Raw genomic sequence first — 16,184 nt, forward strand, 5'->3', positions numbered from 1 at the left:
TGTACCATATTTTTTAGCACTTTAATAAAATGAGTGCTAATTTTTATTTTTATTATTAAATTTCATTGATTAGCGAATTATTGCTAATTGATTTGTTATCTCTAAAAACCTTGGATATATAAAAAAAATGAGGTTTTAATTTTCGCCTCATTTTTTATATATTTCTTTTTGCTCCTCGCTGAAGCAATGGCCTCTAACATCAGATTCATATTTTGCACACCTTGAAACAATATATGAAAATGCTTTATCAAAATTTTGAAAGCTTAGTTGTCTTATTTTTTCTATTCCTTCTCATCTACGGCCCTGACTTATCTTATCAGCAACATAAAGAATCTTATCAAGCAACGATAATTCTATATCTAATGAAGTATGCTTTTTAATTGCTGAGAGAACTTCCGGATTATTATATTTATAAACATCTCTTAACCAAAAAAAAGCTGTGGTTTGATGCAATTTATATGGCTCCAAATTTGTTCGACTAAATCCGTATTTTTCCAAAAAATCATATGCATCTTGTTCATTCCAATTCTTGGTTATATCATGAGCATAACCCGCTTGGTAAGCATTTTTTATTTTATAATTATTTAATTTTGCAAGCTTTATAGCAAATTCTGCCGTCCATTTTAAGTGAAAATATCTAAATTGCTTTTCTTTATCTTTAATATCAAAGATTAGATTTTTAGCAATTTCCTCAAAATATAAAAAATTTTCACCGATGTATTTTTGTACTCTATCTTCTACTTGCGAAAAATCACCTTTTCTATATTTTGTTGAAGAAAAATTATAAATAGTATTGTTCAAAATTCTTACATTAAATTTCTTCGCATTAACTTTTGAAAACTTATTACCGCGGTTAAATGCACAAATTTTTACTTTATTAGCAATCTCATCAATTTTTTTTCATTTATTTAACATGGGTACATTATCGGTGCCAATAAATAAATAAAGTTCATCATTAGGGAATTTGCTTCTAAAATAATTTATTGTATCAATTGTGTATGAATTACATTTTCTATTGGTTTCAAACTCAGACAAAAACATTTTATCTTCCAAGACCATATTGATCATATTAATGCGATGGTTATTAGCAACATACTCACTACTATTCTTAAAGGGGTTTTTATTAGTGGGCACAAAATATAACCTATCTAATGAAAGCTCATTTATTGCGAATTTTGCTAAGCTAATATGGCCTTTATGAATTGGATTAAAACTACCACCATATATTCCTATTTTCATTTAATCCTCCAAACTAATTCTCTTGTTTTTTGTCTTTGAATTCTTTCTTAGAAATTTTATATTGTCTGTATTGATATTTTTTTCCATGCTATATTGATATAAAGTTTTTAATAAATTATTACCATTTATAAAATTTTGTTCATTAATTATTTTTTCAACCATATTTTTTGAATCGCTAGAAAGTATATCAAATGAAGAATCAGAATTAAAAATTGTCCTTAAATTACCAATACTTACCCCCAAACCACGAAGTGGCTCTTCATCTCACAAAGAATCAAAAATCAATTCAACATTTTTTCATATCAAATCAAAGTTGCTAGTTCAAGTTGAAATACTTTTGTTTTTTGAAATCCATATCTTATTTTGACGTCTTAGCATAACAGAAACTTGTTTAGCCTCTAAATTTGCGTCACTCGCTCTAAGACATACATTTTGAGTAATTTTCTTTAATTCATTAAGTAAAAAAAGTCTATCACTAGAGTCGTCAGTAATAAATGTTTTGCTATTACTTATACTTTTAGCATCGCTATAAAATATATGATCAATCCCTGTATTAATTCCCTTTAAATTTTCAACAAGTTTAAAATAATTTTTGCCAAAAACGCTTCTTAAAAAAATATCATTATCACAATTTACTAAATCTGCTCAAGTCTTAATGTTATAGCTAATTATTTTTTTCGAATTAGCTTTACCAATACCAAAAATTTTTTCAACACCTAAATCATAAAAATGTTTTTTAATATCTTCCTTTTTTGTTTCCAAAATACCAAATGGTTTTGCCTTGTTTGTAGACATTTTTGCTAAAAATTTTGTATAAGAAATACCTATTGAGCAGGGAATGTCAAATACATTAAGGATATCATTTTGTATTTTTCTAGCAAAATCTATCGCATTGCCATTCTTTTTAATATTATTAGTAACATCTAAGTAACATTCATCAATTGAATAAACTTCCAACATATTAGAATAGTTTGTTTTTATAAAATTAAAAATTTTTTTAGACATTAAAGAATAAAGTTGATAATGAGGTGAAATAACAATTAAATCCTTAATCTTATCTCTTACTTTAAAAAGGGGATCTCCACTTTTAAAGCCTTGTTTTTTTACTTCATAAGACATAGCAAAAATGATTGCTCTCCTTGAATTCAAAGCAATTACCACTGGTTTGTTTTTTAAATTTTCATTCTTTGATCTCTCACAACTTACAAAGAATGCATCCATATCAATATGAAATATAACCTTAGCCATTTAATCCTTTTTTAAAAGCGCGATAAACTATTGAGGCACATTCTAAACGATTAAGATGAACCTTAACATTTTCAAATACCAACAATTTACCTAAATCAATATTTATATCTATTTGTTCTTCTCTGTTAATTAATTTAAAGTACTCTTCCAGAATACATAAAATTTCGCTCTTATCTTTATTTAAAACTTGATCAATCATCAATTCCACACTTGAAATAAAGATAGCACATCCGGTTGCATAATACTTTGCATCAATTAATTTATCATTTTCAAATAGTAAATTTAGCTCTATATCATCAACGCAAACTCTTGAATGTTCTTTTATACCATTTCCTCTTGGAATAGATAAACTGTGCTTTGGTTCAGAATAAGAATTAAATATTATTTGTTGTTTTTCTTGGGTACTAAATGATTTCAATAAAATTACCCCCATTTTTTAATTCCTTAATTAATTTATCAATATCCCCTTTATTGTTATACATTGCTAACGATATTCTTACATATGAACTACAATATTTGTTTGTATCTTTAAATTTATAAGCGCAAAAAGCACCAGATCTCACATAAATATTTCTGTTCCCTAGATATGATGCGACATCCTGGGCCGGAACGCCTCTAATATTGAACAAAATTATCGTATCGCCTTTTTTAGAATCAATTAAAACATTAGGCAAAGTTTGCAATTTCTCATAGGCATATATCGCAATTTCTTTCTCGTATTTAAATAATTCTGTAACATTAAAACTTTTAAAAAACTCAATTGCCCTTCCTAATTGGATAATGCCAGCAAAATTTGGTGTGCCGGGTTCTCACTTAGAAGATGAATTTCTCATTACTCAATTATTTGATTCTAAAATATTTTGCACCTGACCACCACCCCATTTTGAAGGTCGAAGATTTTTTAAAATATTATTTTTTATAGCTAATATTCCAGTCCCAGTTGGACCATATAATTTATTGCCAGAAAATGCAATAACATCGCAATAGCGAAAATCAACGCTACTATGTACAATAGCTTGGGCTGCATCGTTTATTAAAATAATGTTATTTTCTCTACAAAGTGAGTATATTTTCTTAATATCAAGATTTATTTGAAAATTATTTGTTAATTGAGGTAAAACAATAATTCGTGTATTTTTATTAATAGATTTTATAATGTCCTCACCGTCAAAACAATATCTAAATCTTATATTTTTAATGCTAAAATTTTCAAGAAAGGGAACAATTGCAGAAGAATGGTTAAAATAAGTAAATAATATTTCACCACTCTCTACAACCTTTGAAAGCATCTGCGCCACCAAATTTAAACTTTCAGTTGTACCCGAAGTAAAAATTATCTCTTCAGGATCAGCATTAATAAACATAGCAACATCACGTCTAATTCTTTGTAGATCACTGTTTAATTTTATTCCTAGTTTCGAATCAGCAGTACGAGTTGAAATTGAATACTTTTCATAAAATTCCATCCCTTTTTTTATCACTACATTAGGCTTAAATGTTAAGGCAGCGTTATCTAAATAGATAATATTAGGATTATTTTTAAACATAGGAAAAATTTTTTCTCTTTGTTCATTAGTCATTTTTTTTCTCCTGTTTAACAAAAAAAGAAAGATATTCAATATTTTTTGACTTCTCCCCACGGATTGGGCTCTCAATAATGGGCTTTAGTAATATAAAATTATTTTCCCTAGCTATATTAATCACTTTATTAATTATATATTCATGATGTTGTTTAGGAACATATCCACCAGGTTCAACATATTTGCTGCTTGCTTCAAATTGAGGTTTAATTAAAGCAACTAATAAAACACCATTACCAAAAGTCTTATTGCAAACCTCAAAAACATATTTTAAACTTATGAAAGAAACATCACAAGTCACTAAGTTTATATCCTCACCGAATAAATTATTATTTATTACCTTAAGGTTTGTCTTTTCATATACAACGACCTTATCATTTATTCTTAAAGAAAAAGCTAATTGGTTTGTGCCTGAATCAAGAGCATAAACCTTTCTTGCTTTGTTTTCTAATAATACTTGAACAAATCCACCTGTTGAAGAGCCAATATCTAAACAAACTTTATCCTCCACGTTAATACCATATTCCTTAATTGCTTCTTTCAATTTGTATGCCCCGCGTGAAACATAATTATCCTTTTTTTGTTTAATGGTAATAACACAATCATCACTAAATCTTAATGTTGGGTAAAAAACTTTTTCATTATTTACAATTATCCTTCCTTGCATTGCTAAAGAATCAATGGTTTTTTCATCCAATAAAAATTTTTCCTTTATTAACTGTTTCAAGGTTTTTTTCATATTATTTATTAATTATTTGTTTAGAAATTTTATCGAGAATTTTATTAACAAATTTATAATCATTGCCAGGTGAAAAAAGCTTAGTAATATTAACCAATTCATATATCACTACGCTACTATCATTGTAAGTTAGTTCATAAACACCAAATATTAATATTGCTCTAATTAATGGGCTAATTCGCTCTCACTCCCATGTTTCTAGTATAAACTTCTCAATAATTTTTTTTAAAGTTTCATATTTTGACTCTATTATTTGCAACGCTTGTATTTCACAAGGATTTATTTCATTTAGGGGATTATTAACAATAACGCTCGTATCTAAATGCACACTAAATAGTTCTGATTGATAAAGATAAAAAATGATGTTTTTTCGATAATTATACTTTTTAACTAGAAAATTACCTTTCATGCTTATTTGTTTTTTTTCTTTCATTACTTCTCCAAGAAATTTATTAATTTAATCATTTTTTTATCTTTATTTTTAGTTAGCGTAAAAACTACACCATTAAACTGACACTTATTGTTTGATACTTTAAATGGCAATCTTGCATCATATCTCATTTTTTGATAAACTTCTTCAAAATTAGAACCAATAGCGCAATCCCTTGGGCCACACATTCCGGCGTCAGTTAAATAATATGTTCCATGTGGGAGAATTTTAGCATCATTTGTTTGAATATGTGTGTGGGTACCGATAAGTGCGTCAGCTTTTCCATCAACATACAAACCAAAAACTGATTTCTCTGATGTCGTTTCAGCATGAAAATCAACTATATAATAATCAGCTTTATATAAGCTGTATACCTCATCAAACTTATCAAAAAAGTTATTTGCAACCTCTTGTTTCCAAGGTTGCAATAGGGGGTTAAAAGTTATCCCCATAAATGATATAACAGCAATTTTATTCCCTTTAACATCAAATAGTCTAATACCTGACCCTGGATAGCCTTGATCTATGTTAACAGGTCTAATTAAGTCGTTATTATCAATTATATCCATTATTTCATGTTTAGCTCAAACGTGGTTACCCAATGTAAAGGCATTCACCCCCGCATTTTTTAATTGAAAGTAATGTTCAGGAATAAAGCCTTTTCTACCAGAAACATTTTCAGATTGTGCTATTACAAAGTCTATATTCTCGTCTTTAATAATTTTGTCTAAATTCTTTATAACAAAATCAATACCTGGGTTTCCAAATATATCACCAAGAAATAAAATGTTTATATTCTCTTTTTTCATAGTTTTAAATTATATATAATTTAACGTTTTTTAGGTTAAACAAGTCTTTATAAGTAAACACATTGTTAATAAACATTAGACATTGTTTAATTTTTCAATGACCTGATTATAAATTTCACTATAGAGTTCATTATTTGTTTGTAACAATAGCGATAAATTAATTTGACCTTGGGCAATATTTTGGCCATTATAGTTATATCATGAACCTTTACGAGAAATAATCATAAATTCCTCTGCTAATTGAATAATCTCATTAACCCTTGATACACCTTTTGAAAATACAATTTCAATTTGTGCACTTTTGTATGGTGGGGCTAATTTATTCTTAACAACCTTACATTTAATTTGATTCCCCGTTATATCACCGTTGCTAGTTATATTTTGTGACTTTCTTACCTCAAGCCTAATCGAGGAATAGAACTTAAGCGCCTTACCGCCAGTTGTAGTTTCTGGATTGCCAAACAATACTCCAATTTTTTCCCTTATTTGATTAAGAAATATAATCGTTGTTTTATTTTTAGATAATGTACCGGTAATTTTTCTTAATGCTTTCGACATTAATCGAGCTTGAGCACCAATTGTTTGGTCTCGCATTTCGCCATTTAGTTCAACTTCTGGAACTAATGCGGCCACTGAATCAATAACAATCAAATCGACTGCACCGGTTTTGGCTAATCTGTCAGCTATTTCTAATGCCTCTTCACCGGAATTTGGTTGAGCTAGAATTAAATTTTTAATATCGACGCCAAGGTTTTTAGCATATATTGGGTCAATAGAATGTTCAGCATCAATAAAAGCAGCAATACCGCCATTCTTATGAATTTCGGCAATTGCATGTAATGCCAATGTAGTTTTTCCACTGCTTTCAGGACCAAATATCTCAACAATTCTGCCTCTTGGTCATCCACCAATTCCAAGAATATTATCAATGTTTAAAGAACCGGAACTAAAAGTTTCTGGAATTATGTTAGGTTCTTCTCCTAATAACATAATTGATTCCTTACCGAATTCTTTTTCAATTTCCTTCAAAATTTGATCAATATTAACAACCTTTTTTATGTTTGTTTCATTCATATTTTTGCCTCCACTAATATTTTGCAATACTCGCTTTTAAAGTAGGTTATTTTAGGAAAAAATAGCGAAAACAGATGAAAAAAATATAAATTTGAATTATTTAGAAACAGCAAAAACTTGCTCAAGTTTTTTAATTGCTCAATCCTCAATTAAAAAGGAAAATGTAACATTTTTAGTATCATTATTTTTATAAAAAGTATCAATAATTTTGTATGAATAAATGCCCTTTATTGACTTAATTTTTTCAATGATTTCTTCAACAGTTTCGTGTTTATTTAGTTCAAAAGTAATATCCCTTGTTTTTATAGGTTCATGTCGATAATTAATAAAAGTATTAGAATCATTTAATAATTTATCAAGCATTATTTCTGCAAAAATATAATCTGAGTTAATAATTTGGGGATGAATTTTAGATATATATCCAATCATTTCTGACCCTAGATAAATAACACATGATGCGTTGGGATGAAAAATTGTGCTATGTGTTTTTTTAAACTCTAATTGTTTATTAGTCAATGACATAACATCTTGTTTAATTTCAGCAAATGATTTAATATTTGAACAAAGACCCAAAATATTCATTTTGCGCCCGATCATTCCGATATCAAAATAAGACCCTTTTTTAAAACCTTGTTTTTCATTATGAATAGCCACCTCATTCAAACTATGAATAAATGATAGACGAACCTGCGAGTGATCATAATTTTTTGCATCCACTGCATTCAAAATTTCTCTGATATTAAAAGGGTCGAAAATATTTTCCTCAGGTTTTATTAGTGTATATGTTCTAACATTTGAATAATTTTTATTTGCTAATGTTCTATAGTATTCATAAACGTTGTTAATATCATAATTTAATCTTGTTATTTTAGGTTGTTTTAGTGGAAAATTATCATAACCATAAAATCTAAAGACCTCCTCAACGAAATCTTGCAAAGTATTTAAATCATAGCGATAAGTTGGAAAAACAACAACTGATTCATCATTTTTAAATTTAAAATCAAGTTTAGATATTTTTTTCATTACCTCATTAAACTTTTTAGTTTTATTAATTGAAAACCCTGCGCATTTATTCAAATATGATTTATCTATTAAGATACTCTTCTTGTGGGTTTTGGGAACATTGATTTGATGTGAGTAATCAGTTAAATATTGAGCTAAAAAATTATAAGCCAAAATCAAAGAGCCATCCGATATCTCACGACTTGCACGCATTGATGAATTTGTATTTAATTTGATTTGCTTAGCATTTTTTCTAACACTCATAATATTAAACGAAGCAAGTTCAAATATAACTTTTTGAGATTCTTTCTTAAATTGATATTGTTCTAAACCTATAGTAGCAGCAATAGATATAGGCGTTTCATTATTAAATACACAAAGTGCATTTTTTAATTCAACTTCTTTATTACCTAAAATATTTAGCTTACCACTATAATAATCAACATTAAACACATTTGATTGTAGGTCTTCTTTATTATAAATATGACATGGGACGCCGGCAAATAAAAGCACTAAGTTGGTAAGGTCTACAGCATTATTGAATGTTTTAATGTTATGTCTTCATAATAGCATTTGTTCTTGTAATGAACATCTTAAATTACTATTAGACGCTTCAACCAATGAAAAAGAATGAGTATCATTTAACTTTTTGACCTCAAATGAAGAAATCAAGTTAGGGTTTGCCTTTTTTGGTCATTTTATCTCGGTATCAAAAAATGCTGCTAATTCTCTAGCCATAACAAGATAACATTGCGCATCAGCACGGTTAGAAAGAATTGAAACTTCAATCATATAATCATCTAAATCAAAATAAGTTATTGGGTCGATATTTAAATCTATTTTATCTAATTGAAATATTTGATTGCCAAATTCCTCTGGAATTACATTCGAATTAAAACCTAATTCATCCAAACTCACAAACATACCTTCCGAAGTAATGCCTTTCATTTTTCTTGGAGCAAAGATAATTTCTTTACTTCTCGAACCAGGAACAAAGGAAAGAACATACTGACCTTTTTTCATATTGGTTGCAGTTGTTTGAATAATAGCTTTATGTCCGTCACTATATTCAACCTCACACACTGTTAAACGATCGGCTTGAGGATTCTTGTATGTATTTGTAACATGACATATTTTTATACCTTCAACATCACTGAATTTATAATATTGTTCCACTTCAAAACCAATTGAATTTATTGCTTCAACAACATCCTCGATAGTATGAGTTTGTAAATTAGCTAGTCTACATAATGTTTTAAATGAAAAAATCATATTCTTAACTCCTTAAACCTCTATTTAAATTGATTTAAAAATCTTTTATCATTAGTATATAACTCTCGAATGTCTTCAATACCATATTTAATCATTGTAATTCTCTCAATTCCAATGCCAGCTGCAAACCCGTTCATCATATTAGTATAACCAGCAGATTTTAAAACTTTATCATTTAACATGCCTGCCCCCAAAACCTCAATTCATCTATTTTTGAAAAAAATATCAACCTCAACACTAGGTTCTGTAAATGGAAAATATGATGGACGAAGCCTAATTTTTATGTCTTCCTCAAGTACATAAGAAAGCATTTCTTTCAATGTATACATTAATGACGCAAAGGAAACATTACCCACGCTCACTAAATCAAGTTGTGTAAATTGATGAGTATGTGTTTTATCTTCTTCATCATTTCTATAAACCTTACCAATGGCAAACTGTGAAAATTCCTTATTAGCAAATTTCTCAAGTGCACGAGCGCTTATTCCTGTATTATGTGTTCTTAAAAGCTCATTATTATTTAAATATAAGGAATCCTGCATTTCTCGCGCTGGGTGTGATGCAGGAATGTTTAAATTCTCGAAATTATATCTATCATTTTCAATTTCAGAATAACTTAGCTCAATATAACCATTAAATAAGAGCCACTCTCTAAATTTTTGAGAAACAAGATTAACGGGATGAATTGAACCTTCATTTTCAACAGGAGTGGCATAATCCACAAAATCTTTTTCTAGTTGTTTTTGGATTTCTAAATTATTAAGTTTATCCTTTGCTATATCAAAAAAGTCTTCTGCTTGTTTTTTTAATTCTTGAATTTTTTTACCTATTTCTGGTTTTAATTCCTTAGAGGCTGTTTTTAATTGCTCCATTAATTGTTTTAATTCAGGAGAATTATTAAATTGATTTTTAATATTTTTTAAGTCTTCTAAATTATTGATTTTATCCAAATTAAACATTATTGTTCTCCTTTTTTTTAACTATTTCTCAGTATTGTTTAACTTTCTTTTCTCAACCTTGGCCTTGATATTCATATGTCTTTAAATTTATCAATTCATTAGGCAGATATTGTTGCTGGACTCAATGATAAGGATAATCATGAGGATACTTATATTTCTCTTTTTTAAAACTTGCAGACAAATTAAATTCCTTAAGATAGTAAGGAGGCTGATAAATTAAATTACGTTCCAATATTTTTTTAGTTTGTTGTATAGCAAGATATCCTGAGTTTGATTTGGGACTCAAAGAAATATTAAGAATCGCAAAACCAATCGGCAAATAACCTTCTGGTAATCCTAATCGCTCGAAACTTTCAATTGCTGCTAGCGTTTGTGGGCCGACCATTGGATTTGCTAACCCAACATCTTCATAAGCGGCGCATAACATTCGACGAAATAAATCGCTAGTGTCTCCAGTTTTTAAAATTAATAGCCCTCAATACAAAGCAGCATCAGGATCGGAACCTCGCAATGACTTATGAAAAGCACTTAGCAAATCATAATGATTATCGGCATTATTATCACTTGCAAAATTTATTGAGGGGACCAACTCTTTAATTTTTCCCAATGTAATATTATCACTTGTACTAAGTTTACTTATAAGATCAACAATATTTATGGCTCCTCGAAAATCACCGTTAGCCTGTGTGGCAATAAAATCTTGTATTTCAACATTTTTTAATCAGTCGAATTGCATTTGTATAGATATCTGTTGTAGTCTTTTTTTAATATCTTGTTGCGTTGGAAAATCCATTTCAATAATATGAGTTCTTGAACGCAATGCTGGTTGTATTTTAAAATAAGGATTTTCAGTAGTTGTGGCATAAATGGTAATAAAACCGTCTTCTAAGTAAGGCAACAAAATATCTTGTTTATCTTTATTCAATCTATGCAGCTCATCAATTATTAAAATGTCGTTATTTTTGATTTTTGTAAGTAAATCATCCTTCTTATCAATAGCAGCATTAAAAAAATCATAATTAACATTCATTTGATTAGCAAGAATTGAAGCTATTGTAGTTTTGCCACAACCTGGTTTACCATAAAAAATAAATGAAGAAAGGTCTTTATTTTTGATTATAGAATTGAAAAGGTTTCTTTTAATTTTTGAACAAACAAAATCATCTAAATTATTAGGGCGCAACTGATTAGATAGGTTTAATTTCATATTACTAATTATAATTGAAATTAAAAAACTATAAGAATATTCTATGATGGTGTTTTAAAAGCAACTCTCATTCAATTTTACCAATAAAAAAGCGCACACTTTCGTGTGCACTTATTTATAAAATAAATTTATTTTGTTTCCTGTGTTGTAGTATCAACCACTGGTTTTGGGGTTGCTTCCTTCTTAACAAATTCTTTTTTAACTGGACCAATATAAGGCAAAATAGCAACTAATCTTGCTCTTTTGATTGCCAATGCTACCGCTCTTTGGTGTTTAGCACATGTTCCAGTTATTCTTGAAGATATAATTCTTCCTTGTAGATTTACTAATTTTGATAATAGTTCTTCATTTTTATAATCAACATAAGCAACAGGTAATTTATTTGAACAAAATTGACATGGACGTTTACGAACGAATAATTTCTTACGAACAATTCTCGCCATTTTTTTCTCCTTTATTTAAAAGTCTCAACTCAAACCATCTATGGCATCATCAACATCACTTGTATGTTCCGTAGATGGTTGTTCACTAGTTGGAACCTTGTTATTTTCTTCATTGGAAATGCTAAACTCTTTAAAATTATTTTTTCTTCTAGCCTCAGTAACTTCTCGCGATTCAAGAGATTGTATTTTATCAGCACTAACAACATAATTATTAATTAATTGCCCATTTTGATCAGTTGTTCTTGTTGATTGGAAAGTTCCCTCAACTAGCATCAATGACCCTTTATCTAAAAATTTATTAATAAATGATGCATTGCTTCTCCACGCTACGCATGGAATAAAATCCGCAACAGGTTCAGAGTTAGGCGTCGAATATGTTCTAGTTACAACAATTGTAAACCTTGAATATTCAACACTTGAAGCAGTAATCCCCTTATATGGCTTTGAAGCTAGTCTTCCGACTAAAATAACTTTGTTCATAACTTTTGCCTCCAATAAAATAAAATTAACTATTTAGCCACTGGTTGTTGTTTTTTAATGTATGGTCTTCTTTGTTCATTTCTTCTATCATTTGATGTTGCTTCTTTGTTTTCATTTTTATCAAATGATCTTCTATTTTCAAAATTTCTTTTTGTAAATCTTCTTTGTTTTCTTGGCTTCAATCCTTTTTCTGAATTTAAATTAATAATTAATGATCTAATAATTGACTTATCAATATTAAATTTTCTTGTTAATTCTTTTATTAATTCAGGTTGTGCACTTGTTAAAATCAAGAAATATGTTGCACGTGTTAATTTGTTAATTGGATACGCTAATTCAGTTCTCTCTAATCTTTCGAATTTTGTGTTTTTTTCATCTAATACTGAGAATACTAAATCTTTAACACTTTCTTCTGTTGATGTAGGGTTAACTAGAATCATAATTTCATATTTTGACATTATAGTTCTCCTTTTGGACTTTTGGGCCTTTATATTTGGCCAAGGAGTCTCACCCTTTTGTTAATAATTTTTTAAAATTAAAATATTTTAACCTAATTATTTTACTAGAAAATATAGGGATTTTTTCAATATATAAATTTTATGGTTAAGTTACACAAAACACAGCTATTTTTCTAGTTCTTCAAGAATTTTCTTTGTTGTTTTAAATTGAAACTTTGCGACGTTATATAACTCAGAAATCCCAAATTTCTTCACAAAACTAACTCCTTGTTTAATAACCAAATCGCTTGCTCCAAGTATAAAATCAAAGCCATCATAATTAGCTTTTTGAGCTTCCATCTTTTTAAGAAGAATATATCTTGCTAAAATGGAAGCGCAAGCCACGGATAAAAATTTATCCTCAGCTTTTGTTTCTTGTACCAAACTAATTCTCTCAAAAATATTCTTCTTGATAAGATTCTTATTATAAAGGTTTGCTATATGCTCATTGAACTTATTCAATGTTGTATATTGGTCAATAACAACTTTTTTATTATTTTTTACAATATTCTGCAATCTATCAATTGAATTCATATGAATAAGAGTCTTAACTGCATTATTATTAATTCCAAACTTAATCAAGTTATTATAACCCTTCTGGCTCATTGTTGTATCTTTAAACAAAACAACATTATTTTTGATAATGTATTCAGCAATCCCCATTATCTTAGAATCACTAAGTTTTTTACTATCCTTAACGCCAAGATTTTTAATTAATTGAATATTTTCTTCCGGAATAAAACAAGCAACTGAAACAATAGGAGCAAAATAATCGCCTACTCCTGTTTCATCAACGCCAATATAATCAGAATCTTTTGTCATCATATTATTTTTCGTCTTTATTATAAAAATTATCGGCTTTTACAGTTTTTAAATTCTTCTTTGATTCATTTTTTAGATTCTTAGCCATTTCAATATATTTATCTGGATTATCTAAAAATTCATCAATAAAGTATCCAACCGCTCCTTCTTTATTTGTTTGAGGCATCACAACTGTCGAAACCTTCTTAATTGCTTGCTCAGCGTTCGCAGGGCAAACTCCCACATTACCGATTTCATACATGCTCAGATCGTTATATGAATCTCCCATTACAATGGTATCGTCAATATCAATGTTGTAATATCTCATCATTAAAGAAATAACCTTACCTTTATCAACTCCAATAGATGTAATATCAAAAACAGGGCTTAATCCTTCACCTTTTGATCAAGATGAAAATTCGCCAAGATCTCCATATCTTCTTTTTAAATATGTTAATAAATCAAGAACATCAGTTGTAGGTTGACAATCAAAAACTATTCCTGTTGGTTTTAAGGGTAATTTTTCCAAATTTATTGATTCGCGGAATTTTGTAGCTTGATTAAAACCAAAGACCTTCTCTAGGTTCGGATCTCTATGCATTAATTGAACTCAGTCCGGCCCTTCAATAGCATAATTTGAAATTTCTTTTTTAACTTTTTGATCACCTAAAATGTATAAAACCTCATTCAAATCAAGATATGTTATTGTTGGTATAAAGAATGGATCTGCAGGATTATGTATATGAGCTCCATTATAATTACCCACAATAGCGTTTAATCCAAGTTTTTGATAAACCGGCATTGTGCTTCTTCATGGTCTACCAGTTATGATAGATACAATATGTCCTTCCTTAATAGCTCTCTTGATTGCTTCTTCTGTTTTAGGGTGAATAGTTCCAGCACCAGAATCTGCTAACAATGTACCATCAAGATCAAGAGCAAATAAAAATCTTCTATTATTTGATTCTTTATTAAAAGCCATTTTTTTCCTTTCTTCAAAATTTAAATATTTATTTTCTTTAAAAATAAGGTAGAAAATAGAAAATGAGACACATAGTCTCTCTTTCTATTTCTTTGTTCCAAAAATACGGTCACCAGCATCTCCTAAACCCGGAAGAATATAGTTATTTTCATTTAATTCTTCATCTTTTGAAGCTAAATAAATATCTACATCAGGATGCTCAATATTAACCTTGTTAATCCCTTGTTCAACACCAACCAAACATATAAGTTTAATGTTTATAAAACCTTGTTTTTTTAATCTACTAATAGCATCGCAAGCCGATGAACCAGTTGCCAACATTGGGTCAACAATAATTACATAGCTATCTTTCTCAACATTAGGAATTTTAAAAAAATACTCAACTACTTGTGTGGTTTCCTCGATACGATACATTCCAATATGACCAACTCGAGCTTGTGGTACTAAATCTAATATACCATTAACCATACCAAGACCAGCACGCAATATAGGAATAATAACAATCTCCTTATCCAATTGCTCGCCATGAAAAATTGAACCTGTTGGTGTTTTGACCTCTAACGGCTTAGTTTGATAATCTCTTAACATTTCATAAACCATTAAAGATGCTATTTCATTAAGATTTTGCCTAAACTCATTATGAGTGGTGTTTTCGTCTCTCATCTTTGTCAACTTAGCATTGATAAGAGGGTGTTGAAAAATTTTTACCATATTTTGTCCTTACTTATTTGTTAAATTTTTAACTAGTAATTTGAACTATTATCTACTTTACCTTCGATAATTGTAACTGATTTTGAGGTACCTAGTCTATTAGCGCCTAATTCAACCATTTTTAATGCATCATCCTGTGATTTGATTCCACCAGATGCTTTAATTAATAAATTATCCTTAGCGACTTCCTTCATAATTTTAATATCTTCAAAACTTGCTCCTCTATATGAAAAACCAGTTGACGTTTTAATAAAATCAGCACCTGATTGTAATACTATTTCAGTTGCTTTAGCAATTTCTTCATTTGTTAGTAGTGCTGTTTCAATAATTACTTTTAAAACTTTATTACCACAAACTTCTTTAATTGCTTTAATTTCATTAAGAACATATTCATATTGTTTGTCTTTAAAACGCCCAACATTCATAACCATATCAATTTCATCTGCGCCGTGTTCAAGAGCGATTTTTGTTTCAAAAACTTTAACACTTGCAACGTTATATCCTAATGGGAAACCAATAACTGTGCAAATTAAGACATCAGTATTTTTTAATTGTTCTTTTGCATATTTAACATAAGAAGGCGCTATACAAACAGATTTAAAGTCATATTTTTTAGCCTCTTCTATTAATTTATCTATATCTTTTGTTGTTCCTGCTTGACCAAGGAAGGTATGATCAATTAACTTATTTAGCATTTTTTTCTCCTATTTT

18 protein-coding genes are annotated in these 16,184 nt (G+C 28.8%); all 18 read right to left on the reverse strand.

Translation table 4 applies throughout. From position 1 onward, the window contains the following. Positions 1–135 precede the first annotated feature (135 nt). Complete coding sequence (locus ACT1UH_RS02280) at positions 136–1,239, reverse strand: nicotinate-nucleotide adenylyltransferase (RefSeq protein ID WP_444704828.1); 1,104 nt, start codon at positions 1,237–1,239, stop codon at positions 136–138. Then, positions 1,240–2,487 (reverse strand): Y-family DNA polymerase, encoded by a 1,248-nt coding sequence (locus tag ACT1UH_RS02285; RefSeq protein ID WP_444704829.1) that lies wholly within the window; start codon positions 2,485–2,487, stop codon positions 1,240–1,242. After that, positions 2,480–2,905, reverse strand: a complete 426-nt coding sequence (locus ACT1UH_RS02290) for an iron-sulfur cluster assembly scaffold protein (protein WP_444704830.1) — start codon at positions 2,903–2,905, stop codon at positions 2,480–2,482. Before ACT1UH_RS02290 ends, ACT1UH_RS02285 begins: the two co-directional genes overlap by 8 nt. Further along, on the reverse strand, positions 2,892–4,067 hold the full coding sequence (locus ACT1UH_RS02295) for an aminotransferase class V-fold PLP-dependent enzyme (RefSeq protein ID WP_444704831.1): 1,176 nt from the start codon (positions 4,065–4,067) through the stop codon (positions 2,892–2,894). Before ACT1UH_RS02295 ends, ACT1UH_RS02290 begins: the two co-directional genes overlap by 14 nt. After that, the gene (locus tag ACT1UH_RS02300) at positions 4,060–4,806 is read right to left on the reverse strand and encodes a TlyA family RNA methyltransferase (protein ID WP_444704832.1); all 747 of its coding nucleotides are present in this window, start codon (positions 4,804–4,806) and stop codon (positions 4,060–4,062) included. The genes ACT1UH_RS02295 and ACT1UH_RS02300 overlap by 8 nt, the downstream gene beginning before the upstream one ends. 1 nt (position 4,807) lies before the next feature. Then, positions 4,808–5,239 (reverse strand): transcription antitermination factor NusB, encoded by a 432-nt coding sequence (locus ACT1UH_RS02305; protein WP_438340387.1) that lies wholly within the window; start codon positions 5,237–5,239, stop codon positions 4,808–4,810. Next, positions 5,239–6,045 carry a TIGR00282 family metallophosphoesterase gene (locus tag ACT1UH_RS02310; protein ID WP_438340388.1) on the reverse strand — a complete coding sequence of 269 codons (807 nt, stop codon included), beginning with the start codon at positions 6,043–6,045 and terminating at the stop codon, positions 5,239–5,241. Before ACT1UH_RS02310 ends, ACT1UH_RS02305 begins: the two co-directional genes overlap by 1 nt. Before the next feature lie 75 nt (positions 6,046–6,120). Next, the gene (gene recA, locus ACT1UH_RS02315) at positions 6,121–7,119 is read right to left on the reverse strand and encodes a recombinase RecA (RefSeq protein WP_438340389.1); all 999 of its coding nucleotides are present in this window, start codon (positions 7,117–7,119) and stop codon (positions 6,121–6,123) included. Between the two features lie 96 nt (positions 7,120–7,215). Continuing rightward, complete coding sequence (locus tag ACT1UH_RS02320; RefSeq protein ID WP_444704833.1) at positions 7,216–9,393, reverse strand: phenylalanine--tRNA ligase subunit beta; 2,178 nt, start codon at positions 9,391–9,393, stop codon at positions 7,216–7,218. Between the two features lie 20 nt (positions 9,394–9,413). Continuing rightward, positions 9,414–10,352 (reverse strand): phenylalanine--tRNA ligase subunit alpha, encoded by a 939-nt coding sequence (pheS, locus tag ACT1UH_RS02325; RefSeq protein WP_438340391.1) that lies wholly within the window; start codon positions 10,350–10,352, stop codon positions 9,414–9,416. Further along, on the reverse strand, positions 10,345–11,559 hold the full coding sequence (locus ACT1UH_RS02330; protein WP_438340392.1) for an AAA family ATPase: 1,215 nt from the start codon (positions 11,557–11,559) through the stop codon (positions 10,345–10,347). Before ACT1UH_RS02330 ends, pheS begins: the two co-directional genes overlap by 8 nt. Positions 11,560–11,687: 128 nt before the next feature. Continuing rightward, positions 11,688–12,002, reverse strand: a complete 315-nt coding sequence (gene rpsR, locus ACT1UH_RS02335; protein WP_438340393.1) for a 30S ribosomal protein S18 — start codon at positions 12,000–12,002, stop codon at positions 11,688–11,690. A 15-nt stretch (positions 12,003–12,017) separates the two neighbouring features. Beyond that, a complete protein-coding gene (locus tag ACT1UH_RS02340; protein WP_444704834.1) occupies positions 12,018–12,482 on the reverse strand; it encodes a single-stranded DNA-binding protein in 465 nt (154 codons plus the stop codon). Positions 12,483–12,511: 29 nt separating this feature from the next. Continuing rightward, positions 12,512–12,940 carry a 30S ribosomal protein S6 gene (rpsF, locus tag ACT1UH_RS02345; RefSeq protein ID WP_438340395.1) on the reverse strand — a complete coding sequence of 143 codons (429 nt, stop codon included), beginning with the start codon at positions 12,938–12,940 and terminating at the stop codon, positions 12,512–12,514. Positions 12,941–13,105: 165 nt separating this feature from the next. After that, a complete protein-coding gene (locus ACT1UH_RS02350) occupies positions 13,106–13,804 on the reverse strand; it encodes a ribonuclease HIII (protein ID WP_438340396.1) in 699 nt (232 codons plus the stop codon). A 1-nt stretch (position 13,805) separates the two neighbouring features. After that, positions 13,806–14,762 carry a Cof-type HAD-IIB family hydrolase gene (locus ACT1UH_RS02355; protein ID WP_438340397.1) on the reverse strand — a complete coding sequence of 319 codons (957 nt, stop codon included), beginning with the start codon at positions 14,760–14,762 and terminating at the stop codon, positions 13,806–13,808. Positions 14,763–14,846: 84 nt separating this feature from the next. Next, on the reverse strand, positions 14,847–15,473 hold the full coding sequence (gene upp, locus ACT1UH_RS02360; RefSeq protein ID WP_438340398.1) for a uracil phosphoribosyltransferase: 627 nt from the start codon (positions 15,471–15,473) through the stop codon (positions 14,847–14,849). Between the two features lie 32 nt (positions 15,474–15,505). Continuing rightward, positions 15,506–16,168 carry a deoxyribose-phosphate aldolase gene (gene deoC / locus ACT1UH_RS02365; RefSeq protein ID WP_438340399.1) on the reverse strand — a complete coding sequence of 221 codons (663 nt, stop codon included), beginning with the start codon at positions 16,166–16,168 and terminating at the stop codon, positions 15,506–15,508. Between the last annotated feature and the right edge of the window lie 16 nt (positions 16,169–16,184).

The organism is Mycoplasma sp. 332 (genome assembly GCF_052378275.1).
Taxonomy (GTDB): Bacteria; Bacillota_I; Bacilli_A; order Mycoplasmatales; family Metamycoplasmataceae; genus Metamycoplasma.